The following is a 22,688-nucleotide window of genomic DNA, read 5'->3' as shown; positions in this document are numbered from 1 at the left end:
TTATACTTAGGTGCATTCATAACAGAACCACAGAGTTTTCCTACCTTTCTTGAGGATCCAGGAACGAATAATTATCATGCGATTTTCCTGCTATGAAAATTGAGATTTAAACATACTGATTACAGCGAAGATAAAGCATATCTGCTGATGCTGAAACCTCACATATTGGTTAAGTAACATGACAGTACAGGAACAAAAAATTAATCGTGAAGTGTTACAAAAAACGATACAAATGCTTCAACAGCATTTTGCAACCCAAGTAGAAATAAACTCCATACAGTTTCTCAGTGAAAAAGAGCGACGTAATATTGTGGCGCGTATCACTCTAGCGAGTAAATCAAACTCTATTCCAAGAAGCATCATTTTTAAACAATCCCTCCCTGAAGCATCAGATCGTGATGACAAAGAGGCTTATGCTCGCTTTGCTCGCGATTGGGCAGGTCTTGAGTTTGCAAATCAGATTCATCAGAGTATGCATAATATGCCTCGCTTTTATGGTGGTAATAAAGAATATCGATTTATTCTTATTGAGGATTTGGGAAGGCAGCATATAAGTTTAGTGGACTCTTTAACACTTCCTTACCGGGATAAGGCAACGCGTGCCTTAAATCGATTTATGAAATCATTAGGAAGTTTTCATGCAGCAAGTTATGGTAAAACATCAATGTATGAAGCACTGTTAAAGAAAATTCATGGAAACGTTGAAACGCTGCAAGAAGATTTGGATTTTACGCGTACTGATTTAATCGAAAAATTGCATGCAGCGAATAAAAAGTTACATTTACCGTTAACAACAGAAAGCATTAATGAAGCGAATTCCCTGATTGAATCTTTACTTAAACCAGGCCCATTTACTGTGCTTACCCATGGCGATATTTGTCCAGACAATGTTTTTGATCATGAAGACACACATGATTTGCAACTTATTGATTTTGAATGGGCTTTTGTACGCAATGCGCTACTCGATGGTACTTATCTTAGAATGAGCATGCCTACATGTTGGTGTGCCAAATCCATACCTGAAGAAGTCATCATCCCGTTAGAGATTATTTATCGAGAAGAACTCAAACAAACCATTCCAGCGGCATCAGATGATTTAGCATATACTAAAGCCTATACTGAAGCGTGTGGCTTCTGGTTATTGCAACAAACCCTCCCTTTTCTTGATTCGACTCTAGAAAAAGACAGAGTTGGTCCCTCAGGACCTGTTCCAGCAAATTCATTATGGAAAGACGAAGAAAATTGGGTTAGGCCAAGAGTTTTATCGCGTTTGCACGCGTTTATTCACGTTGCATCCAGAAACAATTTATTGCCTCACTTAAAACAAATGGCAGAAAACATACTCCTCGAACTCAAGAAACGCTGGACTGCAAACTCTTTAGAATTTTATCCCGCCTTTAAAACATTAAATCAAAAATTTTATATCAGAACTTTTGAACCGGGTGATGAAACAGAAATCTATCAACTATTTTATGATACTGTCCATTTTGTCAACTGTAAGGATTATACGAAAGAACAACTCAATGTATGGGCACCTAAAAAACCCAACTTATCCGAATGGCGAAAATCTCTTGCGAATAACTATACCTTTGTAGCTGTTGATAAAGACAGTAACAAAATTATTGGATTCTCGGATTTAGAAAAAAATGGGCGCCTCAATCGAGGTTATGTACATAAGGACTATCAAAAACAAGGAGTTGGCAAGGCCTTATTAGAAGCTCGTGAACATACAGCAATAGCCTTAGGAATACCAAAGCTCTTTTCAGACGTCAGCATCACAGCAAAACCATTTTTTGAAAATCAAGGATACACTACTGAAGCAAAACAAACCAAAGAATTAAATGGCATTACCTTCAAAAACTATCGTATGACTAAAGTATTCACTTCTTAGAATAGTAGTTCAATCTCCTCTATTGCTTATACTTTATAAGGGTGTGTGTCGTTGCCAAATCCACAATGAACCTCAGGAAAACAAAAAACTAATATGAAATTAATTCAGCTACTAACCAAGGTAGGCGCTCCCGGTATATTTTGTATCTCCGAGGTTGATTGATTTTCAGATATTTGGTCCTGATGCTTTTGCTTAAAACTCTGGAATTTCGAGATAAGCTCTCTATCCGGTGGGGTTTTAAGATTATGTTCTGTTTGAGCTAAAGAATCAGGAGTGGACGAAAAAGAATCTTCATTTTCTTCAGAACAATTGAGTTGGAAAACACTTTGGATGTAATCAAAAAATTTAACTAATTTAGTACCAATAATTTCGAAAATATTCATTTTTCGTGATGCTTTTTCAGTAATAATATCTTGACTTGGTTTATCAAAATTCATTCCATTTTGCTCTAAAGTCTTAAGGATGTGTATATTGAGCTTTTTAACTTGTTCTTCGGATAGAGATATCTTGCTCACAATGTCTGTTGCCTGTTCAGGTCCCATATTGCTTATAAGTTCGTCTACCATATGCACATTATTAGTATTAATGGCAAGAAGCAAATATTTCTGTTGTTTCTTCTCGGTCAGAATATAACCTTCTTGGTTCAGCTTTTTTAAAAGCACTTCAAGACATTCTGGAGAATGTCCTTTTATGGCTAAGGTTATGGCATTATCCCCTCTAGAGTCTTTTTCGAGAATAATTTGCGTTAACCGAGTCCGTTGTGGCATTATGGGTAAGTCCTCTCTTAAAAAATCGGAAAGACTATCTACTTGAACTTCTACCTCTTCCATATCCAATAAATCGGAGAGATCCATTACTTCTACTTCTTCAAATTGAGTGTCTTTTTCATCTGTATCTAGAAAATCAATAATGGACTGGGTATCCTCTGTTTCCTCTAAAGTTTCTATTGCAGGATTAGTTTGAATTTTTTCGAGAATATCAATTAAAAGTTCTTTATTACCTCCTCGAGCAACCATATTTAATAACAGCCCATCATCGATACTCTGAAAAACCTTTTTTCCAAATTCATTTTCGATGAGTTTATTGAGTAATTCGGCACGGCCATCTCTCAAGGAAAGTAAAATCATGCTGAAAAATGCTGATTTCTTATCTTCTTTCTCTTGCTTAGTGCTTTCAGGACACGAATTTAATTGATTTAAAATCGGGATGATACTTTGAGTGTTATTTTTCAGTATTGCCTCAAAACCTAAATCCATAAGTTCAGTGGCAGTCCAAATTTTATTTTTATCTTTATTGAGACAGATTTGCATTAACTGTTCATTACCATTTCTAGCTATTATTATGGCACCGGTTATTGTTTTATCGTCATAAGAAGCAATAGCATTGGGATCAAGGTATTTCCTAGTATAATCTTCAGGTGTAGCTTGTTCAAAGGATGAGCTATGCTTGAATCCGGAACGAGTTAAGCGCGTGAATGTTAATGCCATGCTGCTATCCTGGAATTGGAAAACATTAGTTCGTAACTCTGTCATTAACGCCTCTTCGGAGTCAAATTTTTTGATCCCTTCTTTGTAATTAGGATCGAAAACGACATACTCACCCTTTAATCGATGAATTGTAATTGCGTGATTAGGCGAGTTAATTTTTAAAACCTCTCCATGTTGAAGTTCCATGTCTTTCAGTATTTTGGCCCAATTTTCTTCTGATGTAATTAATGGAAGTACAAAATCTGAGTCCAAAGGTTTTCCATCAATTTTTAAGGCCTTATATGAATCCCTTTGAGAAAATGTTTTTTCGAAAAGACCAGGGTCATAGGCTAAAATGACTTGACTTATAAAATGATCAATGTCTTCTTCAGGAGAATCACTTATAGTTGATTGGCTGAAGTCCCCTTCACTCATGGCTGCAATCTTTTGTAATATTTTTAAAAAAGTATCCTCTTTTCCTTGAAGCACATAATGAGCATGGACTGTAGCTAAACCATTACATACACCTGTTTCATTCCATTTTATGGGCAGATTATGCCATTTTAGATAATTGTTAATAATTGTTATTGTTTTTGCTTGTGAAATATTAAGATTTTTCATGCTCACTCGCATTGCAAAAGCAGGTTGCTACACTATTAAAAACTTCAGATATCCATGACATCAAAATGCACTTTTTCAACTCAAGGTTGTGAGTTACGCATTTTGTTCTGATGCGCCAGGCATAACCTAAATCCAATGTTTAAGAGCATAAAATTTTACACTGCATTCTAATTGAGATTTGCCAATGATTTATTTTATACTAATAGTTTTTATTATAGACACATAGTTCTTATTTTTGCACATTAAATGGAATAGATTGAGATGAATTCAATAGATTCTGACTTCTTTTGAGCCAATTCGGACATGAATGATTTTGATACAGTTTACTATACTATAAATAATACTTAAGCGTTATTGTTGGCGAGCAATTATGCAGCAACGTACAGAGAAAGAAAAACTAATTGCACAAGCTCACGCTATCTCAAATTTGCCTGGAGTCATAAGAGTTACACCTTTTGTACAAAATTATCAACCCGGAAAAGAACATCAACAACCGCAAGATAAAATTCGGATTCAGTTTAAAGATCGGGAATTCCTTGCTCAATTTATGAAAAAATATGGTATAGAAGGATTAACACTGGGAAATGGCCTAGGGCAAACAGCTAATTCAAAGCAATGGTATTTAGAAATACCTCCGAGCAGACTTGGCCCAATCTGGCAGCAGATAGAAAAAGAAAAAAAAATTCAAGAAAAAAATAAAATTAGAGTAATTAATTCTCACAGTGAAATGACGCATGTTTTAGGGTTGCAAAATAATCCTTCTTTTTTTGCCTCTCGAAATACTGGTTGGACGACAGATGCAGCAGTAGATAGTATTAAAAGGAGATACTACCGATTAAAAGCTGGCTCCAATTTAAATTTCGATGTACTGCCTGATTTTTTTTATCGAGATGCTGCAAAAAAAACTACGGATCTACCTGTTGGTGGATATGTTGGATTTTCTTGTGAATGGTTTCGCCATGCTTATACTGTTCATGCTGTTAAAGAAGAACAACAAACTCATTTTATTTACGTAAATCGTGGGCAACGTCATTATGACTTAGCCACAGGGGAGGACATAAGGAGTGCACCTGCAGTACTGGTTTTTTCTGTAAAAAATGAAAATGCAGAAAGTTTTGCAAAGGCATTGATGAGCGCTGCTATGACTTCAGGTGACTCGCGCAAAATGATGTCTGCATTTTTAGAAAAAAATCGAGATAAGTTCAATGGAAAACTTTCTCTAGAATTACAAAAGAAAGATCAAAAAACCGGAAATTGTACTATAGCAAATTCAAATATCGCCTGGCATTTTCAATTGGCATCCGATGAAATGCGAAAGAGCAATTCAGAGTTTGCTCAAGCCTATGAAAATACAAACCAAAAATATAGAGAAATGAGGGTTGATGACAGAGTCCAAGCGTTCAAATACCTCTTGGATGATCGAGATTGTTATTCTTATGATAGTGAATTTCTTTATAATTATTTCCAGGCAATTGAAAAATTTGCAAGAAAAGATATTAAAATACAACGCCAGCAAAACCCAATGGAGCATATTAAAACATTGGTTGAGGAGCTTGATTCTAAGGGACTATCCAAATTAATAGAACCATTAATTAATGATAATTTTACCATCAAAGTAGATGAATATATCAATGCCAGGATACAACAACTTAAAAAGGGCTATCCAACTTTATCGGAACAATACTGTAAAGATTTTGCGGCCATGACACGAGATGGCTTACAGTCAGCAAAAATTAGAGTCTTAATGCTTGCTTTCAAAAAATTATCCCTAGAAGAACAAAAGCAAATTATAGCTAAGGATATTTCATTATTGGGTTATGCTGATCGTCAACTGCAATTAGACTTACTGGAACTGGATTACAATAAGTATGCGCTGTATGCAAATAAAGAACTAAAAAAAACTTGCGCAAGGCATCCTTTTAATCGGCTTCGTGAAGAGCATCCAACTGAATATAATTCAGTAAGTGATAGCATGAAAGAAATGATGGAAGCATTCATTGATAGTAAAGAGGAGGAATATCTTAAGAAAAGTAAAGTAATTGCTACAGAAAGAAAAACCAAAGATATTGCTTTCTTGTCGCAAGAAGCCGCACAAAAAGAAGTAGTGATTAATAATACATTGAGAACTTTATATTCCTATCTATCAGCAGGAGACACGGAGCATGCCACTAAAACATTTGAAAAACTGTGTCAAGTTTGCTGCGAACGCAGATTTTATCTAGGTGGGGATAAGTATTCGGTACATAATCAATCGGCACAATGGTTAATTAATCGAATCTGTGCAGATGATGATATAGGGGAAGACTTCAGGAAACTTTTAGGAGTCCAGAATAGTAATACTGATGAAGTAACAAAGATAGTTCGAAACACTCTCTCTGGAAAAGACACAACGACCCATCATCATTTCAATAGCTATAAAGAACGGTATGCTCAGCAACTCGAAACATCAGTTGAACCTACTCCCAAATCCTCCTACGAAAGCAGTTTAAGAAGTAGCATTTCGTGTTGACTTTAAGACTTCCCCAACTAAAGTGAGTGCGCACTATTTTTTTCTCATATTATTAATTACAAAAAAACCTAGGTTCCGTGAACCAATTTTTTTAATTACTTGAAAAGTAGGCAGTTTTTATAGTGAAATTCGATTGCGATCGTTAACAACACTAATGGAACTGCCTACATGTATAATAATATATCAGAACGAGTCTGGGATACAATTTATTCTTTTCTGCAAGGAGTAAAAGGATTGCACATTAAGAATAATGAGAAGACAAGATGCTTTGTGGAAGGAGTCTGGTATGTATTACGTACAGGCTGTCAATGGCGCCTGCTCCCGCCCTATTACGGACATTGGCGTAAAATTCACAAGCGATATAAAATGTGGTCAGATCGCGGCATTTGGACTGGCTTAATGTCTTCAGTTAGCGATGTTGATGATCAAGCCGTCATGATTGATGCCACCATAGTGCGCGCGCATGCGTGTGCATCTGGTTACGACAAGGAAGGGAATGATGCTCAGGCATTGGGGCGCAGTAAAGGAGGTTTTACCACTAAAATTCACGCTTTGGTGGATGGACTGGGGAATCCGATTAAGTTTATCCTGACCGGGGGACATCGAAACGATATTACTCAAGCAGCAGAGCTATTGAAGGAGCAGCGTGACACGATAGTTCTTGCAGATAAAGGATATGATTCACAGGCACTTGTTGACACACTGGAGAGTCAAGGCTGTATTGCAACCATTCCGTCAAAAAAGAATGCGAAGAACCCAAGAAAAATCGATAAAGAGCAGTACAAAGAGCGGTTTTTAGTTGAAGCTTTTTTCTCCAAAATCAAACACTTTCGGCGTGTTTTTTCTCGTTTTGATAAAACAACGACCGCTTTTTCCGGGTTCTTACATTTGGCCGGAGCGCTTATATGGATGCGCTAGAAAATTGGTTCACGGAACCTAGATACTTTAAAATTGAATTTTTGTTATGTTTAATAAAACAATTACATTCGCGCACTGTATATAGATTAGCCAGTGTCTTTAAATTTCTTTTTCAAATAGGAGAATAGAATACTATGGAACGGTTAAAATCCTATTTTCTTAAAGACACCACTCTGAAAACTGAAATCCTTGCGGGTATCTCCACTTTTCTAACCATGGTGTATATCGCTTTCATTAACCCGAGCATACTCCATGAGGCCGGGATGGACCAGGGAGCAGTATTTACCGCCACATGTCTTATTACTGCCTTTGCCTGTTTTTTTGCAGGGGTATTTGCTAATACCCCCATTGGCATTGCACCGGGTATGGCATTAAATATCTTCTTTTCTTACACGGTAGTGCAAGGCATGGGAATCGCTTGGGAACAAGCATTAGCCATTGTTTTTCTTTCAGGTGTCTTGTTCTTTTTAATGTCACTTACACGCCTGCGACGTCTATTAATCGAAGCAATTCCTCATAATTTACAAATTGCTATCTTAATAGGAATCAGTTTATTAATTGCATTAATTACTTTACAAAATAATCAAATTATTATTGAAGATCAGCATAATTTAATGCGTCTTGGCGAAATTAATCGTCCAGAAAGCGGCTTATTTTTCTTAGGATTCTTACTTATACTGATTTTAGATTATTTTCAAATTCCTGGGGCGATTATCCTCGGAATACTCAGTATTTCTCTCTTGAGCCTATTGATGGGTTTATCTACCTGGCAGGGATTAATTTCCATGCCTCCTTCCATGGAAGCTACTTTTTTAAAGCTCGATTTTTCTGGCCTAAATACAGTTCCCGCCTTAAAAGCCACGTTTACCTTTTTTTTAATTGCTGTGTTTGATGCTACGGGAACGTTGATCGGCTTATTAAATCCTTCTGTATTTAAACAACAAAAAAATTATTCCAAACGTCTTAGCAATTGTCTAACCGTTGATGCAGCTGCTTCTGCTGTAGCAGGATTATTAGGCTCTGCAAGTACCTCTCCTTACATCGAGTCTGCAGCAGGAATTGAAGCAGGTGGACGCGGTGGAATCACAGCTATAGTCATCGCAATCGGTTTTCTTCTTATGTTATTTTTTTCACCTTTAGCACGAATGATTCCTAACTATGCAGTAGGCCCCGCCCTTTTGTATGTGGCGTGTTGTATGATGAAACACCTCACTGACATGAAATTACAGGATGTAAGCGAAACAGCTCCTTGCATGGTTACTATCATGATGATCCCTTTTACTGCGTCTATTGCGGATGGAATTGGCGGGGGTATTATTCTCTATACCTTATTAAAGCTGTTAACACGACAAAAAATTAATTTTTTACTCTTCGTGTTAAGTATTGTTTTTGTAGTATTCTTCCTTGTAAGTTAAAACACCTTGGAATTATTCTTTAACGTTACAGTTTGTAAAAATTTATCACAAGGATATTTCATATGTCCATTAAATGTTCCGTATTTATTGCCACAAGCATGGATGGATTTATCTCCCGGGATGATGGCTCTATTGATTGGCTCATGAAAGTCAACTCGCTTGTTCCTGAAGGTGAAGATGGTGGTTACCAATCCTTTATTTCCAGCGTGGACGGATTAATTATGGGGAGAAATTCATTTGAACAGGTGCTCACATTTGATGAATGGCCATATGGTGATCTGCCAGTGGTGGTCATGAGCAGCAGACCCATGAATATCCCCAAACACATACAAAAATGTGTTTCTTCATCTTTTGAAACACCTTATGCCCTCGTGCAGCGCCTGGCAAAAAAAGGGATGAAACATCTTTACATTGATGGGGGAATTACCATTCAAAAATTCATTGTAGAAAATCTCATTGATGAATTAACAATTACCTTAATCCCTATATTACTCGGTTCGGGTCGTTCTTTATTTGGTCCACTGAAGCATGACATCGGGCTTGAACTTTTGGAGACAAAGAGTATCGGCAGTAGTATTGTACAATTAAAATACCGTATCATGCGCGTTGGAGGTTTGGATAATACAACCATTCAATCTTAGGTTAATTCACTGAATAATTGCGTTTGTGCAGAAAAATTGCTTTACTTAAACTGATATATAAGTTCAACTGAGTTACAGTATGTAATCACCATAACCCATTCAGCTGGAGATTATTATGACAAAATTTTTCGATACAAAAACGAAAACCTTATTTGTTACCGGAGGAAGAACGGCTGTGGCTGATTTATCAGATAATCCGCTCATGCAATTGCCTAATCCCGATGAGGTTCCCCCTGCTCTTGCGTTGCGTAGACAAAATGCAGTAGCAGGAAGAAATGCTGAAAAAACTTACGTAAGCGCAACAGGTGAAGAGCTTCACGGAAATTATGATTTAAACGATCCCAGTAATGCGGATCTTGAAGAAGTCAGAGACACAATTTATTGCCCTTAAACCCATATAAAGAAATCTCAAGAGCCTTCTACACTTATCAGAAAAAACCAGTAGAAGGCACCTCTCTAAGATCGTCCAATATATTGATTCAACTTAAATTTTTAAATGCTCAGAAAAACATATACATTTACCAAACCATCTGCATATAATGCGTTAAGATGATATTTAAAATGTACAACTTTGCACATTATCATCTGAATAAACAAATGGATGCAATTCAATTCTTTATTAAATGAGGATGAAATAATATGAGAAGAAAACACGAACATCAGCCAAAAAACCACGAGCACACTCACCCATCAACCACCCAGCCACACACTCACACTTCAGTGGTTGTTACAACCCCAGCTCTAGGTGCTAATCCTAACTCTTTCTATTATCATCATTCACATCAACATCCCTATTACATACCTCAGCAACATCATACTCCTCAGCCATATGCCCATCAGCACTCCCACAGTCATGACGCGCACGATGAACATACACATTACAAACCTTAGTAAAAAGCAACCCGGATTAACGATATGTTGTCCGGGATTAAAAAGGAAGAAAATTGTTTTGACCTACGAAGGATATTCTTACCCGATGAATTTAGAATTCATGCTTCAAAATAAAAACAAGTGAATATAAAGATAGATTCTTAGCAGTTAAGATAATCTTGAAGCAGAATTTTAAAAAGGCTTCAAAATACCTTCAGTAACACGTCAAAAAAACTATTGTAAGTTTATAAATTTAGTTATTATGTTATTTAATTAGGATTTTGCGATTTTTCAATGCGCTCGATAGTAATTTTTATTTTAACATTTATTTGTTCTGCATTAATTCATGCAAACGAAATTAATATTTCCACAACTACTAAAAATGGGAATACTACTTTTTATTTGCAAGCAGGCGCATTTAATTTAGAAAAAGATGCAAAACAACGCCAACAAGAATTATCCGCGCTCGTTAGTGAACCGGTGGAAATTAAGAATCTATCGGATAAGAAACTTTATCTCATACAAATTGGACCAATTAGTGATTATCTCACAGCACGTGCCTTGCAGAATAAATTAACTCAAAAAATCATCGATTCTAAAAAGAACAAACACATTGAAAATCAATCTCCTCCTTTAGCCCAATCAAACCCATCCGACAGTTCAAGTGAGCCAACAGAAATACCTCCGCCACCAAGCAGTAAGTTATGGAACCTAAGAAATGCGGATATCAGAGCGGTCATCGCTGAAGTGTCTCGAGTAACAGGAAAAAACTTCGTCATTGATCCTAGAGTACAAGGAAAAATATCCATTGTATCGGCAACACCAATGAACAATGACGAACTCTATGAAGTGTTTCTTTCAGTGTTACAAGTCTCTGGTTTTGCCGCGATACCTAGTGGTGCGATCATTAAAATTATCCCTAATATTGATGCAAAAACACAATCACCTGATCCTTCAGGCGAAATGAAACAGCCCCCTAAAGGCGATGACATGATGGTGGCCGTCGTGCCCGTTCATTATGTTCCATCTGAGCAATTAGTACCTGTTTTACGACCACTAATGCCCCAATGGAGCAGTATCTCTGCGTATGCTCCCTCAAACATGCTTATTTTGTCAGGTAGAGCCAACAACATTCGTAGTCTTGCAGAAATCATCAAACAAGTAGATTCCTCTTCTGCAAATGGTATCGATATGGTCCCTTTAAGACATTCATTAGCTATGGATATCGCTGCTACTTTAAAAGATCTTGTTAAAATTCAACCCAGCATGGGAGGATCACGAACACAGTTAACTGTAGCTGCCGATGATCGCTCCAACTCTCTATTGATCAGTGGAACCAAAACAGACAGAATACGTCTTAGGATGTTAATATTAAAGTTAGATAAAGAAAGCTCAGAAGGTCAAAACAGTAATACGCAAGTTGTTTATCTCAATTACCTCAGAGCAGAAGACTTGGTCCCCATTCTTGCAGGTATTGCGCAGGCAAATTTCAGTGGTAATGTTGGAACAACCATTGGTACGATTACTCGTCCTATCTTGGACAGTACAAACCCTGCCTCCAATCTTACCAGTAACTCAAATATACAAAGCTCCAGTCCCACCTCTTCTTCTCTTTATTCATCAGGATCAGGTAGCGGCCCGTCCCCCCTTACTGCATCAGGAGCTACTGCAAATACTACAACGGCAACAACGCAAAATGAGGGCACAACCAAACCTTCAGTGCAAATTATTGCTGAGCCTAACACAAACTCTATTATTCTTAATGCACCCGCGTCGGTGATACGTATTTTGAAAAGAGTAATTGTTCAACTGGATATTAAACCAGCACAATTACTTATAGAGGCAATGGTCGCAGAAATAAACCAATCAGATATTAATGATTTGGGTATTGAATGGGGAAGTAATCAACTAACGGGGAGACCACAAGATTTTAGACCAGGATTTGCTATAATTAATAGTGGAACCCGACTTGATGACTTACAAGCACAAATATATGCTTTGGCTAGAGAGAACAAAGCGAATATTTTATCAACGCCTTCCGTTGTAGTTCTTGATAATCGCCAAGCCAAAATATTGGTAGGTAAACAGGTTTCGATTGCATCAACAACTCAACCTGCTAATGCAGGAGGGACAACAAATGGTGGTGTTCCATTTACCACTTTCGATCGAGTAAACGTCGCATTGCATCTCTATGTCCGCCCACAAATCACGCGCGGGAATGGAATTCAAATGCAAATTGACCAAGGTAATGACACCCTGGATCCACCCGTTGTTGCTCCAAACGTGACTACTCCAACATTTCGAATTAGCAGTATCGTCACCTCAGTTCATGTTGAGAGCGGTGATGCAGTTGTTTTAGGCGGTTTAACACAAGACAGTCTAAATAATGACAATAATCGTTTACCCATTTTAGGAGATATACCTGGTATGGGTCGTATATTCAAACGGAAAATAAATTCTCGTGAAAAAAGGGTGCTTATGGTCTTTATTAAACCCCTTATTTTACGTAATGAACGCGATAATATGCATATGACAAGTGAAAAGTACAACCATGTTCGTCAGTACCAACTGGATTGGCTAAGATCACAAGATGCATTTGTACAAAGCAATAACTCAACCGTATTGCCTGCTTTGAAACGCGCTGAATTGCCCAAACCGTTTCATCGCCCACCTTTGCTAGTAACGAAGTAAGCTATGGAAAATGAAGAGAAATCACTGAAAATCCCATACAGTTTTGCAAAAAACCATGGGATTGTTGTTGCGAATGAAATGAGCGATAACCATGCTCTTGTTTATCATTTACCTAATACCCCATTACAAGCTCTTGCGGAAATAAAACGTTTATTACAATGCGACTTTACTCTGAAACAAGTTGATGAATCAGCGTTTCAACAACATTTAGCACACGTGTATCAATCTAAATCATCAATATTAGAAGCTGCTGGAGGCATGGAAGAGGATATGGATCTCTCATTGCTGGCAAGTCAATTACCAGTAAGTGAAGACTTATTAGAAAATCAAGATGATGCGCCGATAATCCGCTTATTGAATGCATTATTTACCCAAGCAATAAAACAAAAAGCATCTGATATTCATATTGAAACTTATGAAGATAGAGTATTAGTACGTAATCGTATTGACGGTGTTTTACATGAGGTTTTAGAAATTCAACGTGCTATAGCCCCCTTAGTTATTTCTAGAGTCAAAGTTATGGCCAAGCTGGATATTGCAGAAAAGCGCATTCCGCAAGACGGTCGTATTTCACTACGTATTGGTGGGCATAATATTGACGTTCGGGTTTCAACCCTCCCATCAAACCATGGCGAACGTGTCGTTTTGAGGATTTTGGACAAACAAGCTGCACAATTGGATTTAAACCTATTGGGGATGCCTCAACCTACTGTAAAAGCCATGCGAAAAATGATCGCAGAACCGCATGGCATTATTTTGGTCACTGGACCAACAGGTTCTGGGAAGACTACCTCTTTATACGCCATGTTAACTGAATTAAATCAAGTCACGCGCAATATTCTAACGATCGAAGATCCCATAGAATATGATCTTGAAGGAGTTGGACAAACACAGGTTAATACTAAAGTACAAATGACCTTTGCCAAGGGCTTAAGGGCAATACTCAGACAAGATCCCGACGTGGTCATGATAGGAGAAATTCGTGATTTGGAAACTGCTGAAATTGCAGTTCAAGCCAGTCTTACAGGACACCTTGTATTGTCAACCCTACACACAAACAGCGCACTAGGCGCCCTCACTCGTTTACGCGATATGGGCGTTGAATCTTTTCTCTTATCTTCTAGTATCGTTGGACTTATCGCACAACGCCTGGTGAGAAAATTATGTCCTCAATGCAAAACACCTCATCAATTAAGAGACGACGAAAAAGAACTTATGGGACTCACAGAAGATGCAGATATATCTAAAGTTTTTGAGTCTAAAGGTTGCGATTTCTGTAATCACCTAGGCTATAAAGGACGAACTGGCATTTATGAGCTGATTACTGTAGATGAAGAACTAAGAGGAATGATTCATCGCCATGAAAATTTGCAAACAATGGAAAGTTATTTACGCCCCACTACTCCCAGTATTCGAGATGATGGATTTAAGAGGGTGCTCGCCGGCGATACATCACTTGCTGAAATTCTTCGCGTAACAACGCAAAGTTAACTGAAACTATTCTGCGGAAACCTTAATACAACGATATATCTTTTCGCTCCATTAAGGTTATGTTTGATAAAAAAAGGATTTATTGTCTATTATAAGAACAGAAAATGGTGTCATTCTCAGCATTTGAATTTTGTGAACTTCCTTCCAAAATTAACTGATCATTTTTTAATGAAATTGTCATAGTCCCATAACCAAAATTCTTCATACTCAAATCTTGCCCATGGAAATGTCCGGTAGAGGAAAAACTAAATATCAGGTTAGAATAATCAGCATTCCATTCCAATAAGTTGTGGAAAAAAAATGTAGCCTCTTTATTTGATCTGGATTCAGTTTCTAATGAGCCAATATGATATATTTTATCATTAATTATAAATTCTGAATCTGAGTTTTCTATAGCAACAGTATCTGTTCCTTCATAACCAGTACAATTTCCTACCCATGTTCCTGAAAAATCAACAAAATGTTTAACTCCATTTTTTGATTTAGATTGTGCCTTTTCTTTTAATGCTGTACTTATCTTTTTTGTTGGATCTACTGCTAAATGATGAAAAAAATTGGAAGCAAATAGTGGGGTTGCTATGAGACTACTTGTGATAATAATTACAGCAAAATCCTTTTTGTCCATGTTATATAACTCCTGATTTATTTAAGTCATTAGAAAGCGTGATGTGGTCTACAGTCAAAAAGTTAACTCACTTTAAAATGCGATACCATCATAAGATAACGGAAAGCCAGATTGCAAGTCACTGCCTCTTGAAGTAAATACACAACATTATTGTCCATTTTAAGGAAGCTCTTATAATACCAGTAACTAAGATAGACAATGAAGAATCCTTAGATATTTGGTTTAATAATGTAAGTAACGTCTTTAAGACTGCCGTATGTTTATCTAAACTCTCGGTAGCAAATGCTAATCCAATTATAAGCTTTTGTCTCGATGCATTAACATCCGTAATATATCAATGCAGGCCTTATAAAGACTTGCTTGAGTTTCCTTAGAGTAATATTTCACCCCCTCATTGCTCAAAAGAAAACTCAAAACTTGAGAATTCCTTAATAATTTGTAGCTATCTAGTCATCAAGAGAAAATACCTTTGAAAATCAAATGTTAATGGTTACTATATTAAGATAGTTTTGATGGTGGAATTGAAACTATTTTAATGATGGGTGTGTTGCCAAATAAAAAGGAAGTGTTATGCGGTTTTGGATCAGAGGATTTATTTGTTTTAGTTTCTATACATTAATATCCTGTACTGTTTCTCTTCCTCAGCAAAGCCAGATTAAAAATATAAAAACTGTTCCACACATGGAGCATTCGATTAAAAAAAGTTTACAAAAGAAAGAGATTTTTTCTAAAGGCAAGTGGCCAAACAAGCAATGGTGGTTATCTTATAACACTCCTGAACTCAACACTTTAGTTACAGAGGCTTTAGCTAATAATCCTTCAATTCATGAAATCAAAAGCCGCATTGAAGTTGCTAAACAGCGAGCTATTGTCACACGCTCGCTACTAGCCCCTTTAGTTTTTTTTAATGCTCATGAAAATCGACAATATGTAAGCAAAAACGGCTTATATCGCGCATTCAACCCTAATTTTCCTTTAAATGCCAGACTCTTGGATCTGTCTCTTTCTTTTACTTATGAATTTGATTTTTGGGGAAAAAACCGTAATCTTTTTTATGCCGCTTTAGGAGAAGCAAAAGTTCAAGAAGCAGAAGCTGCAGAAGTAGAGTTGATTACAAGCACCGCAATTGCCCAAGCTTATTTTGCTTATAAAACGAATCTTGTAAGAAAAAAATTATATGAGCAGTTAATTGAAGTACGACAAAAAATTACAAAATTACAAAAATTATTGGTACAAAAGGGACTTTCTTCTAAATTACCCGCATTGGAAACTTCAGAAAAATTACTTGAATCCCAAAAACTACTATCAAGCATTACAAATGAATTATCTGTCAATAAACACTTGATTAATACTTTAGCAGGACGTGGGGCAGATGATCCCTTATTGATTAATTCCACACTTCCCTCACTACCCAAAACTCTGAATATTCCTCAAATACTGCCATTGGATTTCTTAGCCCGCAGACCTGATCTTATGGCACAAATTTGGCGTGCCAAAGCTTTAGCTTATAAAACAGGAGCAGCAATGGCGGAATATTATCCTGATTTCAACCTCGTTGGTCTGATTGGTCTGGAAAGCACAAGTTGGAGAAAACTTTTTGATTTATCAAGTGGTACCGCGGCAATTAGACCTGCCTTGCAATTACCTATTTTCACTGCAGGAGCAATACGGGCTAATATTAAAGCAACTAAGGCACAATTTGATGCAGCAATTGACGCTTACAATAATTTGCTCTTATACAGTACTCAAGAAGTTCTTGATGTGTTAGCTTTTGCTGAGGATATCTACCAGCAAAAGATAGAACAAAAAAAAGTGGTGGAGTATACAAAACAGCGTTATCAATTAAGTTACTTGCGTCAACAAAAAGGCCTAGACAGTTTATTTGATCTTTATTTTTTACAGGAAGAAGTCATTCAAAAAGAACTTGTAGATGTTATTCTACTTTATAACCAATATTTAGCCTCTATAAAATTAACCAAAGTGTTAGGAGGAGGTTACCATCAAAATACGATACCCTTGGTGAAAAACTCATGAAAAAAAGATCCGCCTCTTTTTATTTCGCAGTCGTTCTTATTGTTTTATTTATTTTCCTTTTTTTGTATTGGCTTTTTGTATGGAGCCACCAAGTTTATACCAATGATGCCTATGTACAAGGGAATCAGGTCTACATCAAATCTTTGCGCCCAGGATTCGTTACAGGTATCTATACTGATGATAGTTTTCTGGTAAAAAAAGGACAACTCCTTGTTACATTAAATGAAACAGATTCACTTATTGCGCTGGAAAAAGCCAAAAAGAAACTTGCCAGTACGGTGCGTGATGTATGCCAGGCATTTCATGATGTGTTTATACTGGCTGCAGACATTGAAATGAAGAAAGCGCAACTTTTAAAAGCACAACAAAACCTGAAACATCGTTATGATGTCATTAGTGCGAAAGGAGTTTCTTTAGAAGATTATCAAAATGCCCAAGATGATCTAAAAGCATCAATTGCTTCATTAAATAGTACTAAAAACAATTATCAAAAAATGCTCGCTTTTGTACAAGGAACGTCCATTACCGAACATCCTTGGGTACAAGCAGCTGCGCAAGAAGTACGCGATGCATGGGTACAATTATATCGATGTAAAATTTATGCACCTGTAGACGGACTGATAGCACAAAGAACAATTCAAGTAGGCATGTGGCTTTCTCCTAAAGAACCACTTATGTCCATTATTCCTTTGGATCAAATATGGGTAAATGCTAATTATAAAGAAACCCAACTAAAAAAAATGCGCCTTGGCCAAAGTGTTAAGTTTACTTCTGATCTTTATGGTTCTGATGTTGTGTTTCATGGCAAAATTGTGGGGTTACCAGGAGGCGCAGGCAATGTTTTTTCATTGTTACCGCCTGAAAATCTCTCAGGAAACTGGATTAAAATCGTTCAAAGATTGCCTGTTCGGATTGCTCTAGTACAGGATGAATTAAAAAAGCATCCTCTGCGAATTGGTCTTTCTTTAGAAGTAACTACAGATCTGTCCGATCAAAACGGCCCCTTAGTACCCACCACAACTTCTGACTCACCGCATTATGTTACCGATATTTTCCAAAAGGAAGAAATAGGTGATGAGGAGCTTATAGCAGATATTATTAAGCGTAATTTGGATCCTAATCTGCAGAAATATGCCAACTCACCCCTTACTTTAAATAAAATCGCCCAAAATGAGATGAGTAAACAATGATTCTCTATATTTTACTCTTATCACTTGCTGCAGTAATCTTCAATCTTACCTTACCTATTATGGCAGGTCTGTATATTGTAAGTGATCTGGGTGGCAGTCCCTATATGACTTCATATACGGTCAGTTTTTTTTGTATTGGAAACCTTTTAGGAGTACCGTTAGGGAAACCCTCAGTAACACGATTAAGCCCTATTCAGCTTTTTGTGGTCTGCCTCAGCCTTACCGCATTATGTTCATGGGGATGTGCTACAGCTGGAGATTTCTTTACGTTTATCTTATTCAGGTTTTTAGAAGGTGTTGCTTCAGGACCAATGTTTCTTCTTATTACATGTACGCTTATTCCCTTGCTCTCTCCTAATAAAGATAAAGTATATATTGTTTCTTTAGTGTTGATTTGTCTTTCAATTATTCCCGTAATCGGTGCTTCATATGGTGCTTGGATTGCTTACAGCTACCATTGGCGATTCCTTTTTTTCTCTAACATACCTTTATGCATCTTTTTAATTGTGTATGTTGGCTATGGGTACAGAAAATATCATGAGCCCGTAAACAAAGCATATTTCGATAAACTTGGTTATTTTTACTATTGCATTAGCATGATTTTTATTGGAACTGCTTTAACTACTGGTCAGGAATTAGATTGGTTTCGTTCTTCCTTAATTACTTTTTTGCTTACTACTGGTGTGATTAGTCTTATTTTTTTTATTTTGCGCAGTTGGGCTACACAGTATCCAGTTATTGATTTGAAATTACTTAAAAATTTTTATTTTTCCCTTGCAATGATTTACATCGCGTTATTTTTTGCACTCTATTTTGGCATGGTAATCTTATTGGCTTTATGGCTAAAACTCTATGTTAATTACACCCCTGATTGGATTGCCCTCATTATAGGAACCATGGCATTTTGTGGATGGATTCCAGTATTCATCAACAAGAGGCAATATGAGCCATTTTATCCATTATTCATTGCCTTACTTTTTTTTGCCATTTCCTGTTTTTATACCAGCTCCTTTAATGTAGATATCAATTTTGACCGAATTGCATTTTCACGAGGACTAGCCGGTGTAGGTCTTGCATTGTTTTTATCCCCCCTCTTTCAATTATCAGTGCAAACCTTTCCTGAAACAAAGGTTGCTGAATGTATTTGTTTTTTTCATGTTTCGCGCTTGCTTGGCAGTGGTTTAGGAGTGGCTTTATTTCTTATTTTATGGCATAGGCGAGAAGTATTTTTTCATCTTCGCCTGGGAAGTAGTTTGACTGCATTTTCTCATGAAACCCAACAATTTTTGGAGGGAGCGAAATTGCAGCATATTCAAGGGAAACATGCACTTGCTCAATTAAATGAATATCTGACGCGTCAAGCCATTGCTTTGGCACTTGATGATTGCTTTTATCTTATGGGCTGGATGGCTCTCTCGATGCTGTTTTTTTTAATCATTATTCTTCCATTCCGAAGTAAAAAGAATCCAGGCCAAAGAAAAAAAGATGGGAGTCCGCTATTAGATAAAGGTATTTTAGAACAACGATCTTAAAGTGGAAGCCTAGGTATACCTACATTCCCCATGAGTAGGTTCAAAATTTATTCTATACAAACTCCATATTTATTTTCCCGGTTTCTGCTGTAAAGAAAGGACCATCCATAAGTTTTTCTGGCCATTTAAAAAGCATTACGGTAAGCGTATTACGATGTTCACCAAATATAAAATCTACTGAACTCGTGCGAGTAGGAATCATCTGATGCTGCGTGCTGTATGCGGTTTCTAAATGATCTCTTATTTTTTTAATTGCTGGAGAATCTTTTTTATTTAATAACAATAAGCAAACCCCTACCTCCGCAATAACATCATTTTCAGCTCGCTCTATTATTTGTTGCATATTGCGCTCAAAATATTCGCTTATCCAGAGAAAAGTCTCGTCACTCACCGAGTTTTGATAATAATGACTCGCGGCAGTGATAAAATGAGTCATACCATAAATTTTTGCTTCATACTCCAATTCTGATAGTCGACTATCCATATGGTCTGGAAAAGTTTGCTGAAATAGTTTGGTATAGGATTTTCTTAAATCAATAATGTGTAAATCATGTAAATAATAAACGTAATTAACTAATTGAGCACCATAAAGCTTAATGTTTTCCTCGCTTAAGATAAATTCTTCCAACCGAGGAATTTGGGTTTTTAATACGTCAATAACAGTATTGGTTTGCGGAAATAGAGAAGTATTCTCCAAATGATAGGAAAAAATTTTATTGGTTATTTCTAATAAATAAAGATAAAAAAATAAATCACCATATTGTGATATTTTTTTGATACGTAACTTGTGTTTTTGTGAGGGATCTTGGTTAGCATCTAATAATAAGTTATTTGATTTTTTAAGGATGAGCTCTGGTTGATCCAAACTTGAAAAAAGATATTGATATTTATGGCTTAGAAAATACACATAATCCATTACAGAATTCAAATGTTCTTTATCGCCTGTGATTCGGTACATTCTTATTGAAAAGTGCTCTTGTTTCACTAAAGGCAATCTATCAAGATTTGCTTTATAGTTATCTAAGACCAAATCAGCCATTTCTGCATGACCAACAGCAGAAAAAAATAATATTAAAAAAATTAGAGGTCTCACGCTACATTATATAAACAGTTATTAAAAATATTCGGCATAATTATAAAGTAATCATGAGTTAATTGAAAACAGTATTACAAAATCCAGCGGCAAAACTAAAGAAGTTTGAGTGTTCCCTTGTTACAACCGCAGATAATACTTGCGGTATACTGCAATTGATTTAATTAAACGAAGTTATAGATGAAATCGAGAACTTATTAGCAAAAAAAAACATAAGCACTTGTCTACTCAAGAATGTAAATCTTTGGAATGAAGTATAAAAATATCCAAGCAGAAAAACCCCGGGGTTCGCTGCCTTGAACTCCGGGCTAAAACAAATAAGAAAAACAAATAATTATTCTACTTTACGCCAAGTGGTCCCGTTTGCACCATCTTCCAACTCGATTCCTCGGCTTAACAAATCTGCTCTTATCTGATCAGCATGTTCCCAGTTTCGATCAGCACGTGCTTGGAGTCGCTTAGCAATTAATTGCTCTATTTCTACTCTGTCTTCTTCTGCAAAACCCGATTGTAAGAAGGATGCGGGATCTTCCTGCAATAACCCCATGATGTTAGCTAAGTGCTTCAATGTATTCACTAAAATGGGGGAGTTCTTTTTATTTACTTCATGACTAAGCTGAAATAGAACAGATAATGCAATGGGAGTATTAAAATCATCATTCATTGCTTGATTAAATTCATTAATCCAATGATTATCTAATTCATTATTCGTAAAAGAATGGTTGTCTTTTATCGTTTGATATAAACGAGTCAATGCTTTTTTAGCATTAGCTAAATTTTCTTCAGAATAATTTAATGAACTACGATAATGACTGCTTAAAAGAAAATAACGCACAACTTCGTGATGATGTTTGGCTAAAACATCGGCAATAGTAAAAAAATTACCTAGTGATTTTGACATTTTTTCATTATTAACTTGCAGCATTCCTACATGCAACCAATAATTTGCAAAAGGTTTTTCAGTTGCTGCCTCACTCTGAGCGATCTCATTCTCATGATGGGGAAATTGTAAATCCAATCCCCCCCCGTGAATATCAAATTGCTCACCTAACTCACTCATTGCCATGGCAGAGCATTCAATATGCCAGCCTGGACGTCCTTCGCCCCAAGGAGAAGGCCAACTGGGCTCGCCAAGTTTTGCCTTTTTCCATAAAACAAAATCCAATGGGGAGCGCTTTTCTTTAACAATTTCAACTCGAGCGCCAGCGACCAGTCCTTCCAGATCTTTATGTGATAACTTACCATACTCAGCAAAAGAATCGACTTGATAACATACATCACCATTCTCACTAAGGTATGCATTCCCCTTTTCGAGCAGCCGCTCAATTAACCGAATAATACTGCTTATATGTTCTGTAGCCCGCGGCTCTACATCCGGAGGTAAAATATTTAACGCTTTTGTATCCTCATTCATTGCTGCAATATACTGGGCAGTCAACTCATCTATAGGTATTGCACGCTCATGTGCCCGCGCAATAATTTTGTCATCAATATCGGTAATATTACGTACGTAGTTCACATCATAACCTTGTGAGCGCAAGTAACGAACAATAACATCAAAAGATACCATAGAGCGAGCATGGCCTATATGGCAATGATCATATACGGTAATACCACAAACATAGATACCAATTTTTCCTGGTGTAATGGAAACAAATGGTTCTTTTGTCCTGGTTAAAGAATTATATAAATGCAACATAT

The 22,688-nt window shown here is 36.7% G+C and carries 16 protein-coding genes; 12 read left to right on the top strand and 4 right to left on the bottom strand.

Features of this window, described 5'->3' with window-relative positions; all coding sequences use genetic code 11:
* Window positions 1-178 precede the first annotated feature (178 nt).
* A complete protein-coding gene (locus FOLKNPGA_RS07560) occupies window positions 179-1,891 on the top strand; it encodes a GNAT family N-acetyltransferase (protein WP_255466069.1) in 1,713 nt (570 codons plus the stop codon).
* A gap of 104 nt (window positions 1,892-1,995) precedes the next feature.
* Here FOLKNPGA_RS07560 and FOLKNPGA_RS07555 read toward each other — a convergent pair whose 3' ends face one another.
* Complete coding sequence (locus FOLKNPGA_RS07555) at window positions 1,996-3,978, bottom strand: hypothetical protein (protein WP_182352461.1); 1,983 nt, start codon at window positions 3,976-3,978, stop codon at window positions 1,996-1,998.
* 370 nt (window positions 3,979-4,348) lie between these two features.
* Between FOLKNPGA_RS07555 and FOLKNPGA_RS07550 the strand changes: the two genes are divergently transcribed.
* The 8 genes from FOLKNPGA_RS07550 (at window position 4,349) to lspE (ending at window position 14,513) form a co-directional block, all read left to right on the top strand.
* Window positions 4,349-6,487 carry a hypothetical protein gene (locus FOLKNPGA_RS07550; protein WP_182352460.1) on the top strand — a complete coding sequence of 713 codons (2,139 nt, stop codon included), beginning with the start codon at window positions 4,349-4,351 and terminating at the stop codon, window positions 6,485-6,487.
* A gap of 168 nt (window positions 6,488-6,655) precedes the next feature.
* Window positions 6,656-7,405 carry an IS5 family transposase gene (locus tag FOLKNPGA_RS07545; protein WP_058441825.1) on the top strand — a complete coding sequence of 250 codons (750 nt, stop codon included), beginning with the start codon at window positions 6,656-6,658 and terminating at the stop codon, window positions 7,403-7,405.
* Between the two features lie 134 nt (window positions 7,406-7,539).
* Window positions 7,540-8,820: an NCS2 family permease gene (locus FOLKNPGA_RS07540; protein ID WP_182352459.1), complete on the top strand. Its 1,281-nt coding sequence runs from the start codon at window positions 7,540-7,542 to the stop codon at window positions 8,818-8,820.
* A 62-nt stretch (window positions 8,821-8,882) separates the two neighbouring features.
* Window positions 8,883-9,461 carry a dihydrofolate reductase family protein gene (locus tag FOLKNPGA_RS07535; protein ID WP_182352458.1) on the top strand — a complete coding sequence of 193 codons (579 nt, stop codon included), beginning with the start codon at window positions 8,883-8,885 and terminating at the stop codon, window positions 9,459-9,461.
* A 115-nt stretch (window positions 9,462-9,576) separates the two neighbouring features.
* Window positions 9,577-9,852 carry a hypothetical protein gene (locus FOLKNPGA_RS07530; protein WP_182352457.1) on the top strand — a complete coding sequence of 92 codons (276 nt, stop codon included), beginning with the start codon at window positions 9,577-9,579 and terminating at the stop codon, window positions 9,850-9,852.
* Between the two features lie 248 nt (window positions 9,853-10,100).
* Entirely contained in the window at window positions 10,101-10,352 is a 252-nt protein-coding gene (locus FOLKNPGA_RS07525) for a hypothetical protein (RefSeq protein ID WP_182352456.1), read from the top strand.
* Window positions 10,353-10,625: 273 nt separating this feature from the next.
* Window positions 10,626-13,022, top strand: coding sequence for a GspD family T2SS secretin variant LspD (gene lspD / locus FOLKNPGA_RS07520; protein ID WP_182352455.1), 2,397 nt, complete (start codon window positions 10,626-10,628; stop codon window positions 13,020-13,022).
* A gap of 3 nt (window positions 13,023-13,025) precedes the next feature.
* Entirely contained in the window at window positions 13,026-14,513 is a 1,488-nt protein-coding gene (gene lspE / locus FOLKNPGA_RS07515) for a GspE family T2SS ATPase variant LspE (protein WP_182352454.1), read from the top strand.
* Window positions 14,514-14,592: 79 nt separating this feature from the next.
* On the opposite strand, the gene FOLKNPGA_RS07510 is transcribed toward lspE, so the two are convergent.
* Complete coding sequence (locus FOLKNPGA_RS07510) at window positions 14,593-15,138, bottom strand: hypothetical protein (RefSeq protein WP_182352453.1); 546 nt, start codon at window positions 15,136-15,138, stop codon at window positions 14,593-14,595.
* A gap of 570 nt (window positions 15,139-15,708) precedes the next feature.
* Between FOLKNPGA_RS07510 and FOLKNPGA_RS07505 the strand changes: the two genes are divergently transcribed.
* From FOLKNPGA_RS07505 to FOLKNPGA_RS07495, 3 genes are read left to right on the top strand one after another with little or no spacing between them, the layout of a single operon-like run.
* Window positions 15,709-17,172, top strand: coding sequence for an efflux transporter outer membrane subunit (locus tag FOLKNPGA_RS07505; RefSeq protein WP_182352452.1), 1,464 nt, complete (start codon window positions 15,709-15,711; stop codon window positions 17,170-17,172).
* The gene (locus FOLKNPGA_RS07500; RefSeq protein ID WP_182352451.1) at window positions 17,169-18,362 is read left to right on the top strand and encodes an efflux RND transporter periplasmic adaptor subunit; all 1,194 of its coding nucleotides are present in this window, start codon (window positions 17,169-17,171) and stop codon (window positions 18,360-18,362) included. The genes FOLKNPGA_RS07505 and FOLKNPGA_RS07500 overlap by 4 nt, the downstream gene beginning before the upstream one ends.
* Entirely contained in the window at window positions 18,359-19,894 is a 1,536-nt protein-coding gene (locus tag FOLKNPGA_RS07495) for an MFS transporter (RefSeq protein WP_182352450.1), read from the top strand. The genes FOLKNPGA_RS07500 and FOLKNPGA_RS07495 overlap by 4 nt, the downstream gene beginning before the upstream one ends.
* Window positions 19,895-19,946: 52 nt before the next feature.
* On the opposite strand, the gene FOLKNPGA_RS07490 is transcribed toward FOLKNPGA_RS07495, so the two are convergent.
* Together FOLKNPGA_RS07490 and cysS are read right to left on the bottom strand one after the other, a co-directional pair.
* A complete protein-coding gene (locus FOLKNPGA_RS07490) occupies window positions 19,947-20,987 on the bottom strand; it encodes a DUF3541 domain-containing protein (protein ID WP_182352449.1) in 1,041 nt (346 codons plus the stop codon).
* Window positions 20,988-21,321: 334 nt separating this feature from the next.
* A complete protein-coding gene (gene cysS / locus FOLKNPGA_RS07485) occupies window positions 21,322-22,686 on the bottom strand; it encodes a cysteine--tRNA ligase (protein ID WP_182352448.1) in 1,365 nt (454 codons plus the stop codon).
* Window positions 22,687-22,688: the final 2 nt, after the last annotated feature.

The organism is Legionella sp. PC1000 (genome assembly GCF_014109805.1).
In the GTDB taxonomy this organism is placed as follows: Bacteria; Pseudomonadota; Gammaproteobacteria; order Legionellales; family Legionellaceae; genus Legionella; species Legionella resiliens.
The sequence above is the reverse complement of the archived record's forward strand: the minus strand, read 5'-3'. Positions and strand labels throughout refer to the sequence as shown.